The organism is Actinoplanes sp. NPDC048967, from assembly GCF_040649415.1.
Taxonomy (GTDB): domain Bacteria; phylum Actinomycetota; class Actinomycetes; order Mycobacteriales; family Micromonosporaceae; genus Actinoplanes.
The window spans coordinates 696,844-714,164 of record NZ_JBEZFL010000004.1 but is presented as its reverse complement, the minus strand read 5'-3'; the positions used below and the strand labels follow the sequence as shown (position 1 = coordinate 714,164).

Genomic DNA, 17,321 nt, shown 5'->3' with positions numbered 1-17,321 from the left:
CCATGGCCGGTCAGGTACAGGCACTTCGGCGGCGCATCCGCACCGTCAAGTCCACCAAGAAGATCGCCAAGGCGCAGGAGCTGGTCGCCACCAGCCGCATCGCCAAGGCGCAGGAGCGGGTGACCGCCTCCAAGCCGTACGCGGAGGCGATCACCCAGGTGCTCACGGCGCTGGCGTCCAACGCGTCGGTCGACAACCCGCTGCTGCAGCCGCGTGAGCGGGTGCGGCGGGCGGGTGTCCTGCTGATCACCAGCGACCGAGGCCTGGCCGGCGCCTACAACGCCAACGCGATCCGCACCGCGGAGCAGCTGATGGCGCGCCTGCGGGCGGACGGCAAGGAAGTGGCGCTGTACATCGTCGGCCGCAAGGGCGTCGGGTACTACCGGTTCCGCAACCGGGCGATCGAGACGAGCTGGACGGGCTTCTCCGAGCGGCCGTCGTTCGCCGACGCCCGCGCCATCGGCGACGCGCTGCTCGAGGCGTTCGTCGCCGGTGCGGACGACGAGGACGGCCACTACGGTCCGGACGGCATCCAGGGCGTCGACGAGCTGCACATCGTCAGCACCCGGTTCAAGTCGCTGATGACCCAGGCCGCGGAGGCGCGCTTCCTGGCGCCGATGCAGGTCGAGGAGCGCGAGCGCGAGCCCGGGCTGCGCCCGGCCTACGAGTTCGAGCCCGAGGCCGAGGAGCTGCTGAACGCGCTGCTGCCGAAGTACCTCAACACGCGGATCTACGCGGCGTTGCTGGACTCGGCGGCCAGCGAGTCGGCGTCCCGGCGGCGGGCGATGAAGAGCGCGTCGGACAACGCGGACGACCTGCTCAAGCGGTACACGCGCGAGATGAACTCCGCGCGGCAGGCTGCGATCACCCAGGAAATCAGTGAGATCGTCGGCGGCGCCAACGCGCTGGCCGCGGCGGGAAGTGATGGATGATGACTGCTGTAGCTGAGCCCACCAAGACGCAGGCCGGTGTCGGTCGCGTAGTCCGGGTCATCGGCCCGGTCGTCGACGCCGAGTTCCCCCGCGACGCCATGCCCGACATCTACAACGCGCTGCACGTCGAGGTGACCCTGTCCGAGGGCACCAAGACGCTGACCCTCGAGGTGGCGCAGCACCTGGGCGACAACATCGTCCGCGCCATCTCGATGCAGCCCACCGACGGCCTGGTCCGCGGTTCCGAGGTCAAGGACACCGGCTCCGGCATCTCGGTGCCGGTCGGTGACGTGACCAAGGGCCACGTGTTCAACGCCCTCGGCGAGGTCCTCAACGCCGACCCGGCCACCCTGGACATCCAGGAGCGGTGGAGCATCCACCGCAAGCCGCCGGCGTTCGCCGACCTCGAGCCGAAGACCGAGATGCTGGAGACCGGCATCAAGGTGCTCGACCTGCTCGCGCCGTACGTGCGCGGTGGCAAGATCGGCCTGTTCGGCGGCGCGGGCGTGGGTAAGACGGTGCTCATCCAGGAGATGATCATCCGGGTGGCCCGTAACTTCGGTGGTACGTCGGTGTTCGCCGGCGTGGGCGAGCGCACCCGCGAGGGCAACGACCTCATCCTGGAGATGGAAGAGGGCGGCGTGCTCGACAAGACCGCGCTCGTCTTCGGCCAGATGGACGAGCCGCCGGGCACCCGCCTGCGGGTCGCCCTGACCGCGCTGACCATGGCGGAGTACTTCCGGGACGTCCAGAACCAGGAGGTGCTGCTCTTCATCGACAACATCTTCCGGTTCACCCAGGCCGGTTCCGAGGTGTCGACGCTGCTCGGCCGCATGCCGTCCGCCGTGGGTTACCAGCCCACGCTGGCCGACGAGATGGGCGAGCTGCAGGAGCGGATCACCTCGGTCCGGGGCAAGGCGATCACCTCGCTGCAGGCGATCTACGTGCCCGCCGACGACTACACCGACCCGGCGCCGGCCACCACCTTCGCCCACCTGGACGCGACGACCAACCTCGAGCGGTCGATCTCCGACAAGGGCATCTACCCCGCCGTGGACCCGCTGGCCTCCAGCTCGCGGATCCTGGCGCCCGAGTTCGTCGGGGCCGAGCACTACGCGGTCGCCCGTGAGGTGCAGCGGATCCTGCAGAAGTACAAGGACCTGCAGGACATCATCGCCATCCTCGGTATGGACGAGCTCTCCGAGGAGGACAAGGTCACGGTGCAGCGGGCCCGCCGCATCGAGCGCTTCCTGTCCCAGAACACGTACGCCGCGGAGCAGTTCACCGGCGTTCCCGGCTCGACGGTCCCGCTCAAGGAGACCATCGAGGCGTTCAAGAAGATCAGCGAGGGTGAGTACGACAACTACCCTGAGCAGGCCTTCTTCATGTGCGGTGGCCTCGAGGACCTCGAGAAGAACGCACACGAGCTGATGAAGGGCTGATCCTGACGGATCATCTCGGGCCGCGCCGGCACTTGCCGGCGCGGCTCATCCGTTTCCAAGTGCCCGTTTTGTCCGTTTGACCTCGGGTGCGACGGTACGCGGACGCGAAGTTTTCTTCCGTTGTTCGGATACTCTTGGCACTGCTTGTGGCGCGGCCCCGCGATCAGCCCATTGATCGCGGCTGGTATCGACCGGCATGGTTGGGGATCGAGTGGCGAAGAGCGCGAAACCGAAGAGCGGCCGGCGTGCCCCCCTGTGGGCGCGGCTGTGCGCCATCTTCGGCTGTGTCCTGATGGTCCTCAGCGGCGGCGCGCTGGTCACGAGCCAGGTGCTCGTCGCCCGCTACGCGAACGCGGTGCAGACCAAGGACCTCTTCGGCAACGCCGCCTCCGGTGCCACCAAGCAGCAGGTCAGCGACATCAAGGGCCCGCTCAACATCCTGCTCGTGGGCATCGACCCGCGCAACGACACCACCGCGCCGCTGTCCGACTCGATCATCGTCGTGCACGTGCCCAAGGGGCTGAAGACGGCGTACCTCTACTCGATCCCGCGGGACCTGCGCGTCGAGATCCCGCCCTTCGCCAAGACCAAGTTCGGCGGCGGCACGGCGAAGATCAACGCCGCGATGTCGTACGGCAGCTCGATCGGCGGCGGCAAGCACGACGTCGCCCAGGGCTTCGACCTGCTGGCCAAGACGGTGAGCAAGCTGACCGGCATCAAGAAGTTCGACGCCGGCGCGATCATCAACTTCAACGGCTTCAAGGACATCGTCGACGCGATGGACGGCGTCACGATGACCATCGACCAGAACGTGAAGTCGGAGCACCTGCAGCCGAACGGCAAGCCGCGCCCGCGCCGGCCGGAGTGCGCCAGCAACAACTGCGAGCACCCGTACATCGGCCCGCAGAAGCAGTACAAGAAGGGCACGTACCACCTGGAGGGCTGGGAGGCGCTGGACTACGTCCGGCAGCGCTACGGCCTGCCCCGCAGCGACTACGACCGCCAGCGGCACCAGCAGCAGTTCATCAAGGCGATGGCCTCGCAGGCGCTGAGCAAGAACGTGGTGACCAACCCGGTCAAGCTCGACAAGGTGCTCAAGGCAGCCGGCGACGCGCTGATCTTCGACGGCAACGGCCACTCGGTCGTCGACTGGGGTCTGGCCCTCAAGAGCCTGCGCGCCGACGACATGACGCTGGTGAAGCTGCCGGGCCGCAGCCTGATCACGAACGGCAGATATCAGGGCGAGGCGCTCGACTCCAGCGCCGAGGACTTCTTCGCCGCCGTGCAGAGCGACACGATCTCCACGTTCCTGATCGACCACCCGGACTTCCTCCAGAAGCTCTGACCCGCCGGCCCGGGGCCCGGCCGCAGTGGCGGTCGCCACCCCAGGCACCGGCAGGTCACCCAGCCGTTTAGACTTCACCTCAATCGGTTCCGCCGGCTTTAAGGGAGACAGCGTGGCCAACCAGCTGCACGTTCAGGTCGTCGCCGTCGAGGAGAAGGTCTGGTCCGGCGACGCCGAAATGGTCGTCGCCCGCACCACCGAGGGCGAGCTCGGCGTCCTGCCCGGTCACTCCCCGCTGCTGGGCCTGCTCAAGGAGCCCTCCCAGGTGCGGGTCAAGCTCGCCGGCGGCGAACAGCTGACCTACGACGTAGCAGGCGGCTTCCTCTCCGTCGACGCGAACGGCGTGACCGTCCTCGCCGAGAGCGCCACCCCCGCCACTCCCGACGCGCACTGACGCCGACGATGCGGGTTCTGGAAGTCATCGGAATCTGCGTCGTCGCGCTGCTCGTCGTCCTGCTCGCGATCTTCCTCCGCCGCCGACTGCTCATGGCCGGCGGCGGCACCATCCGGCTCCAGGTCCGGGTCAGCACCATGGTGCCGGGCCGCGGCTGGTCCTCGGGCATCGGTCAGTTCGTCGATGACGAACTCCGCTTCCACCGCATGTTCAGCTTCGGCATCCGGCCGAAACGCGTGCTGAACCGCCGCACCCTCTCGGTCGGCTGCCGCCGCCTGCCGGCCGGCCCGGAACGCCTGACCATGCCGGGCCACTGGATCATCCTGCTCTGCACAACAGGCAACAACGAGCTCGAGATCGCCATGGCCGAGTCCACGGTGACCGGCTTCCTCTCCTGGCTGGAAGCAGGCCCCCCGGGCCAACCCGGATCGGTGGCCCCCCGCCCGACAATCACCCCACGCCCCGCCGAACGCTGAAATCCCTCTCCCGGCACGCATCGCGGGACGTTTTTCCGGTACGCGTCTCGCCGTGACCAACCGCAAACACCGACTCGAGTGTCGCAGCGTTTGAGGCCACGGCCGGTCCAGGCCGAGGGATCCGCCGCCGGGCGGTTCGCCACTCCCCGAAAGCCCCCGCGTCTGTGCAGTGCTACAAACAGAACGAAATACACGCGCGGCACCTTCGGCCGGGCGGCGTTGTGACCGCTGCTGTCCTTCGCCAGGTTGGCTGTGCGGTGTTGCTCGGGTCGGAGCCGGCGCCCATGTTGCCGGTGGCTGTGGACGTCGGCGCCTCGGCGGTTGCTCCAGCCACGCCCCGGGCTTCGGCCGGGCGGCGGCGTGCGCGCTGGTGTCGTTCGCCAGGTTGGCTGCACGGTGCTGCTCGGGTCGGAGCCGGCACCCACGTTGCGGGTGGCTGTGGACGTCGGCGCCTTGTGAGTCGCTCCTACCGCCCAGCAGCTTCGGCTGGGCGGCGGTGTGCGCGCCGCTGTCATCTGCCCGGCCGGCTATCTGACATTGCCGGGCCGGAGCCGCACCCATGTTGCCAGCCGCCGAGGCCATTGGCTTACCGGCCGACCGCACGCTGGCCGACCGCTGGCCGACCGCACGCTGGCCGACCGCTGGCCGACCGCACGCTGGCCGACCGCTGGCCGACCGCTGGCCGACCGCACGCTGGCCGACCGCTGGCCGACCGCACGCTGGCCGACCGCACGCTGGCCCACAGGCTTGCCGGTTTAACGCAACGCTGGCCCACAGGCTTGCCGGCCTAACGCACGCTGGCCCACACCGGCCCACCGGCCCAATGCACGCCGGCCCGCCAGCCCGTTGCACACCGGCCCACCGACCCTTCGGCGGGCAACGACTGGACCGCCCGGCAGCAGATCCCACGGCCTTGACCCGGCACGGGCCCAAGAGCTGCGGGAACGTCAGCCCCGATGATGCGGTTGAGCACCCCGAGACGCGTAGCAGTGGATCCCAAGGGCAGGGTCAAGAGACCCCGCCCGGCACCCATTTCACGTCGCCGCCCGGGTTGGCCGTGCGGCCCAGGATGAACAGCAGGTCGGAGAGGCGGTTCAGGTATTTCGCCGGCAGCAGCGACGTGCGCTCCTTCTCGACCTCGTAGAGCGCCCACGCCGAGCGTTCCGCGCGGCGGGCGACCGTGCGCGCCACGTGCAGCAGCGCCGCCCCCGGCGTCCCGCCCGGCAGCACGAACGAGTCGAGCTCCGGCAGCTGTTCGTTGTATTCGTCGCACCAGCCCTCGAGCCGGGTCACGTACGCCTCGGTGATCCGCAGCGGCGGGTACGGCGGGTCCTCGGCCAGCGGGTTGCACAGGTCGGCGCCCACATCGAACAGATCGTTCTGCACCGCGGTGAGCACGCTCTTCACGTCCGGGGCGAGTGCGCCCATCGCGAGCGCCACCCCGATCGCGGCGTTGCACTCGTCGGCGTCCGCGTACGCCACGACCCGGGGATCGGTCTTCGCGGCCACCTCGTTGTTGCCCAGGCGGGTCGAACCGGCGTCGCCGGTGCGGGTGTAAATGCGGGTGAGATGCACGGCCATGCCCCCCACCCTACGGACGCGGGTGGGCGCGACCCATACGATGGCCCGCGTGGATGTGATCAGAGTCAAGGGTGGCGCCCGTCTGTCCGGCGACGTCACAGTCGACGGCGCGAAGAACTCCGCGCTCAAGCTCATGGCGGTCGCCCTGCTCGCCGAGGGCCGCAGTGTGGTGGCCAACGTCCCGCGCATCACCGACGTGGCGATCATGGCCGAGGTGCTGCGCCGGTTGGGCTGTGAGGTGTCGCTGGCGAACGGCGAGGCGACCATCGATGTGCCCGCCGAGCCCGGCAGTGAGACCGACTACGACCTGGTGCGCCGGCTGCGCGCGTCCATCTGCGTGCTGGGCCCGCTGCTGGCCCGCCGCGGCTACGTGCGGGTCGCGCACCCGGGCGGCGACGCGATCGGCTCCCGCGGGCTCGACATGCACGTCGCCGGCCTGGCCCGGATGGGCGCGGAGATCTCCGGCGAGCACGGCTTCGTGATCGCCTCGGCCCCGGGCGGCCTGCACGGCGGCAAGATCTGGCTGGATTTCCCCAGCGTCGGCGCGACCGAGAACCTGCTGATGGCCGCGGTCCTGGCCAAGGGCGTCACGGAAATCGACAACGCGGCCCGCGAGCCGGAGATCGTCGACATCTGCGACATGCTGACCGCGATGGGCGCGCAGATCGACGGCGCCGGCACCTCGACGCTCACCGTCGAGGGGGTGGAGGCGCTCAAGCCGGTGCGGCACACCACGGTGGGCGACCGGATCGTCGGCGGCACCTGGGCGTTCGGCGCGGCGATGACCCGCGGCGACGTCACCGTGCACGGCGTCCGGCCGGAATACCTGGCGATCGCCCTGGACAAGCTGGTCTCGGCGGGCGCGGTGGTCGAGCCGGGTGACAACCAGTTCCGGGTACGCATGGACGACCGCCCCAAGGCCGTCGACATCGTGACCCTGCCGTACCCGGGCTTCGCCACCGACCTGCTGCCGATGGCGATCGGGCTGGCCGCGGTGAGCGCGGGCTCCTCGCTGATCACCGAGAACATCTTCGACGGCCGGTTCATGTTCGTGAACGAGATGGTCCGGCTGGGCTCCGACATCCGTACCGACGGTCACCACGCGGTGGTCAACGGCCGCGAGCGCCTCTCCGGCGCGCCGGTCCGGGCCACCGACATCCGGGCGGGCGCGGGGCTGGTCATCGCCGGGTTGTGCGCGGACGGCATCACCGAGGTCGGCGAGGTGCACCACATCGACCGCGGCTACCCGGACTTCGTGTCGGACCTGGCCAACCTGGGCGTCGACGTCGAGCGCGCGGTGGTCACCGAGCCGACCTTCGACTTCTGAGCTCGGTAGGCGGCTCGGTGGTCGTCAAGGATCGCGATCGAGCCGGACGCCGTTCACCGAGACCTGCACTGCCGGGGAATCGCTCGGGACGTCCCCCATCTGGGCCATCACGCTGCTGCTGACCCCGGCGTACTGGAGGATCGTGGCGATTCCCGCCCGCCGGGCGGAGAACCGCTCCACCAGGCAGATGCGTAGCGCCGGCAGGGCGGGCAGTGCCTTGAGCGTGCGCGTGACGCCGGCCTCGAACGCGGGGTAGGGGTAGTCCTTGAAATTGGTCGCCTTGAACGAGTGCATCGTGTCGTCCGTGGGGACGATGACCCGAAGAGTGCGCAGCGTGGCGCACGATCCCAGGTGACTGAGCTCCAGCTCGCTGGGCCAGCCGGCGAGGCTCACCTCCGTCAGGCCACGCCCGCTGATGTCCTCGTCGAAGGTCGGGCGCCGCCAGGCCCAGAGATCATGGCGCTGGACAGTGCCGGACGCCTGGCTGCCCGCAGCCCACTGGTAGTCGAGATCCAGGCAGGAGGCGAAGGAAGGGCCGGACAGGAGCGCGACAGAGCGCAGCTCGGGAAGCTTCGGGATCTTCCACATGCCGTGGGTCAGCGTGACGTCAAAAACCAGACGCCGGAGACCGCGCAGCCGCGCCAGGTTTTCCGGCGCGCATCCGTCGCCACCGAGGATGTGAAGTTCCTGTAGTTCGCTGAGCGAACCGCGCAGCAGTTGGCTGCTGCCCTGGCAGACGTACAGTCGGAGCTCGCGCAGGTGGGACAGCGCATCGACCACCGGCTCGTTGCACCGTTCCAGCTCGAGACGTTCGAGCAGGGGAAAGTCGGCCAGCGCGACGAGCTTGCCGCTCACGTCGCTGACCTTCAGACGGCGTACTGCCGGCAGCGCGGTCAGAGCCTGCAGACGACGCTCGCCGACGGCATGGAAGACGGCGGCGTCGGCGTCGACCTCCTTCAGCACGAGATCCACATAGTGCTCCGGGACGACGTCCTCCGGCCAGGTCGCCGCCAGGTCCGCCTGGTGTGCCGGAACGCCGTTGCGAGCCAGTGCGGCCAGGACCGGGATGGAATCGTCGCCGCCCAGCCCGCGGACGGCATGCAGGAACCAGCCGATCTCCAGCTCCGACAGGCCGGCCGGGTCCGGGATGAGGTCGAAGATGATGTCGCCGACCTGGGCCAGCTCGGTGGCGTCGTCGGCCGAGGTCGGCCTCATGATGCGTTTCAGCCGCTCGCGAACGGCGTGTTCGAGTTTCGGGTCGACCGAGGTGGCCTGCTCGAGGCAGGCCCCGGCCAACAGCTCCAAGGTGCGCCGGTACGGTGGCTCGGCGTCCGCACGGGCGCAGAGCCGCCGCAGGATCTCGTCGCGCTCGCGGCGTCTGGCGATTCCCATGGCCATCACCGCGGTGTCTCGCCAGGCCGGATCGTGGGCGTTGTGCACCAACACGTGCAGGTCGCCGTCGTCGATCAGGGCATGGGCGGCAAGGTAGTCCTGGAACGTCCGGTGGATGAAGTCGACCCGGCCCTCGACCGGCTCGCCCAGCACCCCTGAGCGGGTCACCAGGTGGGTGAGGACGTCGCCGGGAGCGGTGGACGTGCCCATGCCTTTGAGGTACGAGCGGATCCGCTCCTCCGCCGCGTTCCGGTCGACCTCGTTGAGCCGGTTTCTCAGCATCCAGTAGCCCAGTCGTTGCAGGATCTCCTCCTGCTGGTCCTGGGTGATGTCCAGGGCGACGACGGCGCGCTCTCTGTCCCGCCGGACCAGCAGCATTTCCAGGGCAGCGCGGTACAGCGTGTTCCGGTCGCGCGGCAGATCCCTCAGCCGATCATGGTGTAGAGCGCAGATGAGCGCGCAGAGCAGCGGATTTGTCGCCAGCTGACGCAAGGACCTGCGTTGTGCCATCTTTTCGATCAGATCCCCCTCGTCGTCGGCGAGGCGCTGCTGCATCTCCTTGTCGCCGGCGGCCTCGCCCATGGCGAGGTGCCAGTAGCTGATGAACAGACGGACGTCGGGCTGGGTCATCGGCAGCAGCGTCAGTGATTCGAAGTTGTCGGACTCCAGCCACGCGTTCGGTGCCGCCGGGGGCCGGCTGGTCACGACGAAGTGGGCGGTGGGGAAAGTGTCGACCAGATCAGCGAGCCAGGACCGGATCTCCTCGCGCCGGACCTCCGGCAGTTCGTCGACACCGTCGATCAGTACGACACCGTCACCGTGCTGCAGAACCTTCCGTATCCAGCCGTCGGGGGCGCCGCCGGCCAGGGCGACACCGGCCTCCCGGGCGAAGTCGTCGACGTGGGGAAGGGCCGTGGCGGCGTACCGGCGTAGCGGCAGCAGGAACGGAACTTTGCCCTCCCAGCCCGGCGGCGTCTCCGGGGACCTCGCGGCCAGTACGACGGCCAGCCATTGCAGCAGGGTGGTCTTGCCCGAGCCGGCCTCGCCGCGTACCAGCACCCGCCGGGTGCGGCCGAACGCCTCATCGACCCGCAGGGACGGAGCTTGCAGGGCGGCATCGAAAGCGCTGCTGCCGCCCTTCGGCACCCGGTAGGCCGCCGCGCGGGTCACCGTCAGATTGAGATAGGCGGTGCTCAGCGGGTACGGCTTGGCGCGGTTGACGGTGACTCCGAACAAGCGGAGCTGGTTGAGCTTGACCGCCACGCGTCGCAGATAACTCCGCTCGAAGCGCGCCTCGGCCGTATCCTGCTCCGCCGCCAGCTGACGGTCGCGTGCCTCCTGGCGTATCTCCTCCAGCCGCCGGATCGTCTCGATGCCGGCTGAGCGGACGAACTCCGGTCGGGAGGCGGTGTACTCCACAAGTTGCACGCAGCATTCGTGCAGAAGGCGGCGATATGCCTGAGTGCCCAGCTCGCTCAGTCCGGCGATGGCGGGCCGTTCGGCGTCCAGCGTGAGCAGGACGTGGCAGAGGAAGTCCGGCTGGAGCCCAGTAGCCATGATCAGTTCTTTGGGGGTCAGGTCGCTGTATCGGCTCCTACCACCGGAGCGCCCGTCCGCGATGGTGTGGGCAACCGCGTCGATCATCGCGGTCCACTCCGCAGAGTCGATGTTGGCGAACTCGGTCTGCCGCATGGGCCCGAACAGGGAGCTCAGTTTTTCCAGCAGCCTGCGGATCTCCGCTTTGTCGACCCTGTTCCGTTCCGCCGGGGAGAGCCGGTGCCACGGCCGCAGGACGACCGGGGACTTGGCGACGTCCGCGCGGGGCGGCTTCTGCAGAGCCTGGGTGAGGACAGTGCGCAGCGCGGGACCCAGGATGCGCACAATCTGATCAACCGGCACGTCGCCACCTTCCCGAGCAAGGAAAGCGCTGAGGCGACGATTTTACCGGGATCGGGCAAACTGATCAGGTGGTGTCGCTCGTACGGCTGAGCCGCGATGCCCGCTCACAATGCCGGGGAGCCGCCGACGAGCCGGCGGGCCTCGTCCACTTCTTCCGGGAAGACCAGCACCAGCAGCCGGCCGTCCGGGCGTACCGCCGAGGTCGAGCGGATGCCCGCGGCCGCCAGCAGGGTGCGGATCTCCTCGGCGATGTCCGGGTCGTCGGTCGCCGCGGCCGGGCAGAGCAGGCCGTAGTCCTCGGCCTCGCCGAAGATGGCCAGGCCCGCGTACAGCTCGCGGAGCGGGTCCTCGCGGGCCTGCGTCCACTGCAGTCCCATCCGCCAGAAGATCGCGCCGAGGAAACCGACGAGGGCGACGGCGATGAACGGCCCGAGGAGGTACCAGCCGTCGCTTGGTGGCATGGGCACAGTCTGGCACCGGCGGCGGGGGATTTCCCGGGATTTGCCCCGATCGAGGCCCTGAGCGTTCGTTAAGCGCGGCGGCTAGGCTGTCGGCGTTACCTCAACGTGGAGAAGGAGAGCACACATGGCGGGTCGACTCGCGGTCATCGGCTCCGGTCTGATGGGTTCGGGCATCGCCCAGGTGGCGGCCCAGGCCGGCTGGCAGGTCACCCTGCGGGACCTGGACGAGGCCTCGCTGGCCCGGGGCGTGGCGGCGATCCGGGAGTCCCTGGGCCGCTTCGCGACCAAGGGCAAGATCTCGGCGGAGGACGCCGAGGCGGCCGTCGCCCGGATCACCACCACGACCGAACTCGACGCGATGGCCGACGCCGACGTGGTGGTCGAGGCGATCTTCGAGAAGCTGGAGGCCAAGCACGAGGTCTTCCGCGCGCTGGACAAGATCTGCAAGCCCGGCGCGGTGCTCGGCACCAACACCTCGGCCATCCCGATCACCCAGATCGCGGCGGTCACCTCGCGGCCGGAGTCGGTCGTGGGCATCCACTTCTTCTCGCCGGTGCCGATGATGAAGCTGGTCGAGCTGGTCCGCGGCTACCAGACCTCGGACGAGACGATGGCCAGTGCGCGCAACTTCGCCGAGGAGGTCGGTAAGACCTGCGTCGAGGTCAAGCGGGACGTGGCCGGCTTCGTCTCCAACCGGCTCTTCTCCGCGCTGCTGGTCGAGGCGATCAAGCTGGTCGAGACCGGTGTGGTGTCGGCGGCCGACCTGGACACGGTGATGAAGCTCGGCTTCGGGCACGCCATGGGCCCGCTCGCCACCGTCGACCTGACCGGCCTGGACGTCATGCTCAACGCGACGTCGAACATCTACCACGACACCGCGGACGAGAAGTTCTTCCCGCCCGAGCTGCTGCAGCGGATGGTCACTGCCGGCGATCTCGGTCGCAAGACCGGTAAGGGCTTCTACACCTATTAGCCGTCGCGCTTGGTGGTCCATCGGAACGTGGTCAGACACAGGACGAGGGCCACCAGGCACCACACCCCCAGCACCAGGGCGACCATCGGCAGGTCGTAGGAGCCGCCGGGCTCGCGCGGGCCGAAGGACTCCGGCAGGAAGACCGAGCGCAGGCCCTGGCACATCCACTTCAGCGGGAAGATCGACGCGACGTTCTGCATCCAGCCCGGCAGGCTGGTGAAGACGAAGAACACCCCGGAGATGAACTGCAGGATCAGCGCGACCGGGGTGACCACGGCGGGCGCGCTGCGACCGGTACGCGCGAGCGACGAGAACGCCACCCCGCAGAGCGTGCACGCGGTGATGCCCAGCGCCGACACCCACAGGAACGTCAGCCACTTGGCCCCGGTGTCCGGCAGGTCCAGGTCGAACAGCAGTGTCGCCACGGTCAGCAGGATGACGGTCTCCAGCACCGCGATGAACGCCACCATCAGCACCTTGCCGGCGAAGTAGACCCAGCGCGGCATCGGCGTGCCGAGCAGCCGCTTGAGCACACCCCGGTCGCGTTCCTGCGGGATCTGGATGGCCAGCGCCTGGAAACCGGCCGTCATCAGCCCGGTGGCGATCATGCCGGTGACGAAGTACTGGGTGAACTTGACGCCGTTGCCGATGTCGCCGGAGAAGATCGAGCCGAAGACCAGGATGAGGATCGCCGGGAAGGCCAGCGTGAACATCACCTGCTCGCGGCTGCGCAGGAACTGCCGGATCTCCAGCACACCCTGCCGCAGGCCGAGGTTCATGCCGTCGCTCCGATCATCGTGAGGTAGATGTCCTCCAGCGTGGGCCGGGTGACGGTCAGGCCCGGCACCTCGCCGCCGAAGCGCGCGGCCAGGTCGGCCACCAGCGCCGTCGGCGTCGCGCTCTCCGCGCGTTCCCAGACCCCTTCGGGGGTACGCCAGGAGACGGTCGCGAGGGCGGAGTCCCGGTTGCCGAGTTCGCGGGGCGTGTCCACCGCGATGAGCCGGCCGGCCGTGATGACCCCGACCCGGTCGGCCAGGGTCTCCGCCTCCTCCAGGTAGTGCGTGGTCAGCACGATCGTGGTCCCGCCCCGGGCCAGGTCCCGGATCAGCGCCCAGAACTCGCGCCGGGCCTGCGGGTCGAAGCCGGTGGTGGGCTCGTCCAGGAAGAGCAGCTCGGGCCGCCCGATGATGCCCAGGGCCACGTCGAGGCGGCGCTTCTGACCGCCGGAGAGGGTGTGCGTGCGGGCCCGGGCCTTGGTGGACAGGCCGACCCGGTCGATCACCGCGGCCGGGTCGTCGGGGGCGGGGTAGAAGCGGGCGAAGTGGGCGACGACCTCGCTCACGGTCAGCTCGTCGAACTCGCCGGTGCCCTGCAGCACGATGCCGACCCGCTCCCGCCAGCGCCGCACGGCCGGATCCGTACGGGTGCCCCGGCCGTGCACCACGGCCGGGTCGACACCGAGCACGCTCACCTGCCCGCCGTCGCGCCGGCGGTAGCCCTCGAGGATCTCCACCGTGGTCGTCTTGCCGGCCCCGTTCGGTCCGAGCAGCGCGAAGATCTCGCCGCGCCGGACCGTGAGATCGAGGCTGTCCACGGCGGCGGTGGCACCGTAGAGCTTGCGCAGACCATTGACCTCGATCGCGGTCTCTTCCATAGGCAGAGACCATACGGGGGCAGGTCAGCGGGAGGACGCGAAGGTCACCGAGAGCACGGTCGCGGCGAGCATCCCGCCGATCAGGGTCAGCCCGATCCCGCCGATGTCGAGCCGGGCCCGCAGCTTGCGGTGGGCGAGCGCGGCGGCCACCGGTACGCCCGCGGACGGCGCGACCACGAACGCCAGCCAGCCCACTCCGCGCAGCACGGCACCCCCGGGGATCCCCGTACCCCCGAAGGTCACCAGCCCGGCCGCGACCAGCCCGCACATCCCGGCCACCAGCGCGCCCAGCAGCGGCAGCAGCGGCAGCGACCAGCGCGGCAGCGACCGGCGCAGCGGTGGGCGCACGGTCACGTCGATCCGCTCGGCCGCCCGGGCCAGCAGCGTCCGGGCCGACTGCCGGGGCGCCGGCAGGGTCGAACCGGAGTCCGGCCCGCTCTCCAGCGCGGTACGCGGCAACGCCTCGACGGACACCGGTTCGGGCACCTCACCCAGCGCCCATACCCGCAGGCCCGGAGCCCGCCGCAGCTGCTCCCACAGCCGCGCCGCCTCCCGGTCCACGTCGAGCACCTGAGCCGCCGCGGCACCGGCCCAGCGATCGGCCGAGATCGCGTCGCCCTCGGCCCGGGCGAGTTCCCCGGCGGCCTGCGCGGCACTCGTCTGGTACGCCTGCTCGGCGTCCGCCAGAGCCGCGTCCCGCCGCCGGGCGACGTCGGCGAGCGCGCTCATCATCAACTGGTAGTCGCGGTCACGTGTGGTCACTGTTCACCTCGTACGGGATGATCACTTCCGGATGGCGGTGCACCGAGCGGTCGAAGAACAGCGCCCGGCGGGCGCGCGGATACCAGACCGGCCCCCCGGGCTGGGGTGAGAGCGGACTGAGCTCGGGGCCCTGCACGTCGAGCGCCACCCACGCGCCGATGGTGTCCAGCCGGGCGCCGGGACCGCCGAGGTCGTCGCGCAGCCGGGGCACGGACCGCCACCAGCCCAGCACGTGGATGCGCTGCTCGGGCCCGTCGGTCAGCAGGGCCCGCCAGCGGTCGCGGTAGGACGCGCCGGCCGCGTCCAGGGCGTAGCCGAGGACGTAGTGCGGGATGCCGTCCGGCGCCAGGACGTCGAAGAACTGGTCGAGGTCGCCGCTGCCGTACCAGTCGGCCTGGGGCAGCTCGGCGACGAGCCGGGCCGCCGGGCGTTCCGCGCCGGGTTCCAGGCAGACGACGCTGAAGCGGGCCGGCCCCTGCGCGGCCAGCGAGAGCGCGGCCGCGGCGAGCACGTCACAGGCCTCATCGGTACGGGTGCCGAGCACAGCCAGGTTGCGCCCGGGCATCCGGCCGAGCCGCAGCCGCGCGGGGCGGGCAGCCACGTCGATCCGCTCGCCCAGCACCGCCCCCGGGGACGAGCCGATGTCGCCGCCGGACTGCACCACCCGCCCGGCGGGCCGGTACGCCTGCGGCAACCGTGGCACCGCGTCCCCGTCGAAGAGCCGGGGCGGCACGCAGCTGTCCGGCCGCCGGTGCCAGAGCTTGCGTTGCAGCGTGCGCCACGTCTGCCGGTCGCCGGCGTCGGGCAGCCGGACGATGTGGTTGGCCCCGGCCGCGCCGGAGTCGGCGTTGACGACCGCGTGGAAGCGGGGGACGACGGCCGCGGCCAGGTTGGTGTCCGCCAGGATCCGCCGGGCCTTGGGCAGCGCGATGCGGAGCGTGAACTGTCCGATCAGGCCGGAGCGGCCCCACAGCGCCTCGATGCCGGAGACGTCCTGGCTGGCCAGCACGAGGTGGATGCCCTGGGAGCGGCCACGCCGGGCCAGGTCCTCCAGCAGAGTCACGGCCTCCTCGGCGACCGCGTCCCGTCCGGCCAGCAGCACCTGGAACTCGTCGATGACGGCGACGATCCGCGGCCAGTGCCCGGCCGGGTCCTCGGCGCGCAGCTCGGCCAGCTTCGAGGCCTCGTGGCGCTTGGCCGCCTGGGCCCGGGCCCGCAGCTCCTCGCCGAGGTGGCGCAGCAGGGCCAGACCGAACTCCCGGTCGCCGTTGACGTTGATGCCGGCCAGGCGCACCTGGGGCAGCCAGCTGGGGTCGCGCGGGCCCGGGGCGAACCGGGCGAACGACACCCCCTCCTTGAAATCGAGCAGGTAGAAGGCGAGTTCCTCGGGACCGTACCGGGCGGCCAGCGAGCCGATCCAGGCGTAGATCAGGTTGGTCTTGCCGGAGCCGGACGGGCCGCCGATCAGCGCGTGCGGCGGATCGTCGCCGAGCGGCACCGGGATCAGCGAGCCGTCCGTGCTGTCCCCGATCGGCGCGCTCAGGCCGTGCGCGGACGACTCCAGCCAGAGCTTCTCCGGTTCCAGGTCGGCGAACCGGGCGGGCGGCGGGCCCTGGCGCAGCTTCTCGGCCGTGGCCCGGCAGAAGCCGGCGATCCGGTCCGGGGGCGGGGCCGCGTCGAGCCGTACGGTGAGGTCGCCGATGGTGTCGCAGGTGGCGGTCTCGCCGTGCACCTCGATGCGTTCCACCGTGGGATGCGGGGCCAGCTCCAGGCCCCGGACGACCAGGTGCACGCCACAGGCCACCCCGGTACGGGCGATCCGGTCCAGCTGGGCCCGCTGGTCGGGGCTCAGCTCGGCGTCCGCGAGCAGCACGATGATCCGCCACGGTTCCGGGCGGGGGCCGGTCGTGGCGGCAATGAGCTCGGCCAGCGAGGCGTACTCGCCGGCCAGGACGGTCTCGTTGACCCGGCAGATCTGCTCCACCAGGTCGTCGAGCACCGCGCCGAGTCCGCCGGGGCCGATGAAGGACAGCAGCCCGGCGTTGCCCAGCGGTGCGAACGCGGCCAGCGTCCCTCCGAGCTGCTCGGGGTCGTAGACGGTGAGCCGGACGTCGCCGGGCCGGGTGGTGCCGAGCGCGCGCAGCAGCAGGCCCGAGATGACGCCGTCCACGGCCTCCCGGTCACCGGCCAGGTTGAGGTGGGCGTGGTCGAGCAGCGGCACCAGGGCGGGCAGGCGTCGTTCACCGTCGCCCGGGTCGTAGCCGATGGTGCCGATCCGGAGCAGCCCGGGACGGGTGACCCGGTCCGGCTCGGTGGGCGTCCAGTAGCGCCACGCGGTGCCGGCCGCGCCGGAGGCGTACAGGGCGGCGAGCGATTCGACGTTGCGGGTCAGCGAGCCGGCCTCGCTGCGGGTCCGGCGCAGGATGTCCTCCCGGGCCGCCTCCCGCGCCTCGGCCAGCTGGGCCAGGCAGGTCGAGTACGCGTCCCGGATCAGCTGTTTGCGGCGCAGCGCCTCACTGCGGGCCGACTCGGCGGCGGCCAGCACGGCCCGGGCGGTGCCGCGCGCTTCGGCCAGCTCCTGCCGGACGACGGCGACCAGTGCATTGCGGTGGCTACCCACTGCACCCCCCGGATGTCAATATGGGGGATTTTAACCATTTTGGGGTCTGTGTCTGGTTGAGGC

The 17,321-nt window shown here is 70.4% G+C and carries 14 protein-coding genes; 7 read left to right on the top strand and 7 right to left on the bottom strand.

The annotated features are described in order from the left end of the window. Positions 1-2 precede the first annotated feature (2 nt). The 5 genes from AB0C12_RS20985 (at position 3) to AB0C12_RS20965 (ending at position 4,589) form a co-directional block, all read left to right on the top strand. Positions 3-932 (top strand): F0F1 ATP synthase subunit gamma, encoded by a 930-nt coding sequence (locus AB0C12_RS20985; RefSeq protein WP_360550266.1) that lies wholly within the window; start codon positions 3-5, stop codon positions 930-932. Further along, positions 929-2,374 carry a F0F1 ATP synthase subunit beta gene (gene atpD, locus AB0C12_RS20980; RefSeq protein WP_360550264.1) on the top strand — a complete coding sequence of 482 codons (1,446 nt, stop codon included), beginning with the start codon at positions 929-931 and terminating at the stop codon, positions 2,372-2,374. Before AB0C12_RS20985 ends, atpD begins: the two co-directional genes overlap by 4 nt. A 211-nt stretch (positions 2,375-2,585) precedes the next feature. Continuing rightward, a complete protein-coding gene (locus AB0C12_RS20975; protein ID WP_360550262.1) occupies positions 2,586-3,719 on the top strand; it encodes an LCP family protein in 1,134 nt (377 codons plus the stop codon). A gap of 112 nt (positions 3,720-3,831) precedes the next feature. Next, complete coding sequence (locus AB0C12_RS20970; protein WP_212994031.1) at positions 3,832-4,113, top strand: F0F1 ATP synthase subunit epsilon; 282 nt, start codon at positions 3,832-3,834, stop codon at positions 4,111-4,113. A gap of 8 nt (positions 4,114-4,121) precedes the next feature. Further along, positions 4,122-4,589, top strand: coding sequence for a DUF2550 domain-containing protein (locus AB0C12_RS20965; RefSeq protein WP_360550260.1), 468 nt, complete (start codon positions 4,122-4,124; stop codon positions 4,587-4,589). Positions 4,590-5,597: 1,008 nt separating this feature from the next. Here the strand turns inward: AB0C12_RS20965 and AB0C12_RS20960 are convergent. Continuing rightward, a complete protein-coding gene (locus AB0C12_RS20960; RefSeq protein ID WP_360550258.1) occupies positions 5,598-6,170 on the bottom strand; it encodes a cob(I)yrinic acid a,c-diamide adenosyltransferase in 573 nt (190 codons plus the stop codon). A 40-nt stretch (positions 6,171-6,210) separates the two neighbouring features. Between AB0C12_RS20960 and murA the strand changes: the two genes are divergently transcribed. Next, positions 6,211-7,497, top strand: a complete 1,287-nt coding sequence (murA, locus tag AB0C12_RS20955; protein WP_360550578.1) for a UDP-N-acetylglucosamine 1-carboxyvinyltransferase — start codon at positions 6,211-6,213, stop codon at positions 7,495-7,497. A 24-nt stretch (positions 7,498-7,521) separates the two neighbouring features. Here the strand turns inward: murA and AB0C12_RS20950 are convergent, their stop codons facing one another. Further along, positions 7,522-10,788, bottom strand: a complete 3,267-nt coding sequence (locus AB0C12_RS20950) for an NACHT domain-containing protein (RefSeq protein WP_360550256.1) — start codon at positions 10,786-10,788, stop codon at positions 7,522-7,524. Positions 10,789-10,892: 104 nt separating this feature from the next. Then, entirely contained in the window at positions 10,893-11,249 is a 357-nt protein-coding gene (locus AB0C12_RS20945; RefSeq protein WP_360550254.1) for a hypothetical protein, read from the bottom strand. Positions 11,250-11,373: 124 nt separating this feature from the next. Here AB0C12_RS20945 and AB0C12_RS20940 point away from each other — a divergent pair, with 124 nt between their 5' ends. Continuing rightward, positions 11,374-12,222 (top strand): 3-hydroxyacyl-CoA dehydrogenase family protein, encoded by an 849-nt coding sequence (locus AB0C12_RS20940; protein WP_360550252.1) that lies wholly within the window; start codon positions 11,374-11,376, stop codon positions 12,220-12,222. Here the strand turns inward: AB0C12_RS20940 and AB0C12_RS20935 are convergent. Genes AB0C12_RS20935 through AB0C12_RS20920 form a run of 4 tightly spaced genes read right to left on the bottom strand, consistent with a single transcriptional unit; the run spans position 12,219 to position 17,258 of the window. Then, positions 12,219-13,001 carry an ABC transporter permease gene (locus AB0C12_RS20935; RefSeq protein WP_360550250.1) on the bottom strand — a complete coding sequence of 261 codons (783 nt, stop codon included), beginning with the start codon at positions 12,999-13,001 and terminating at the stop codon, positions 12,219-12,221. The genes AB0C12_RS20940 and AB0C12_RS20935 overlap by 4 nt on opposite strands. Continuing rightward, positions 12,998-13,876, bottom strand: coding sequence for an ABC transporter ATP-binding protein (locus AB0C12_RS20930; RefSeq protein ID WP_360550248.1), 879 nt, complete (start codon positions 13,874-13,876; stop codon positions 12,998-13,000). The genes AB0C12_RS20935 and AB0C12_RS20930 overlap by 4 nt, the downstream gene beginning before the upstream one ends. A 24-nt stretch (positions 13,877-13,900) precedes the next feature. Then, positions 13,901-14,638 carry a hypothetical protein gene (locus AB0C12_RS20925; RefSeq protein ID WP_360550246.1) on the bottom strand — a complete coding sequence of 246 codons (738 nt, stop codon included), beginning with the start codon at positions 14,636-14,638 and terminating at the stop codon, positions 13,901-13,903. Further along, positions 14,625-17,258, bottom strand: a complete 2,634-nt coding sequence (locus AB0C12_RS20920) for an FtsK/SpoIIIE domain-containing protein (protein WP_360550244.1) — start codon at positions 17,256-17,258, stop codon at positions 14,625-14,627. The genes AB0C12_RS20925 and AB0C12_RS20920 overlap by 14 nt, the downstream gene beginning before the upstream one ends. Positions 17,259-17,321: the final 63 nt, after the last annotated feature.

Bases quoted from the DNA above. Each gene is read 5' to 3' on its own strand.
- AB0C12_RS20985 (WP_360550266.1), top strand. From the start codon at position 3: ATGGCCGGTCAGGTACAGGCACTTCGGCGGCGCATCCGCACCGTCAAG.
- atpD (WP_360550264.1), top strand. From the start codon at position 929: ATGATGACTGCTGTAGCTGAGCCCACCAAGACGCAGGCCGGTGTCGGT.
- AB0C12_RS20965 (WP_360550260.1), top strand. From the start codon at position 4,122: ATGCGGGTTCTGGAAGTCATCGGAATCTGCGTCGTCGCGCTGCTCGTC.
- AB0C12_RS20960 (WP_360550258.1), bottom strand. From the start codon at position 6,170: ATGGCCGTGCATCTCACCCGCATTTACACCCGCACCGGCGACGCCGGT.
- murA (WP_360550578.1), top strand. From the start codon at position 6,211: ATGGCCCGCGTGGATGTGATCAGAGTCAAGGGTGGCGCCCGTCTGTCC.
- AB0C12_RS20945 (WP_360550254.1), bottom strand. From the start codon at position 11,249: ATGCCACCAAGCGACGGCTGGTACCTCCTCGGGCCGTTCATCGCCGTC.
- AB0C12_RS20940 (WP_360550252.1), top strand. From the start codon at position 11,374: ATGGCGGGTCGACTCGCGGTCATCGGCTCCGGTCTGATGGGTTCGGGC.
- AB0C12_RS20935 (WP_360550250.1), bottom strand. From the start codon at position 13,001: ATGAACCTCGGCCTGCGGCAGGGTGTGCTGGAGATCCGGCAGTTCCTG.
- AB0C12_RS20930 (WP_360550248.1), bottom strand. From the start codon at position 13,876: ATGGAAGAGACCGCGATCGAGGTCAATGGTCTGCGCAAGCTCTACGGT.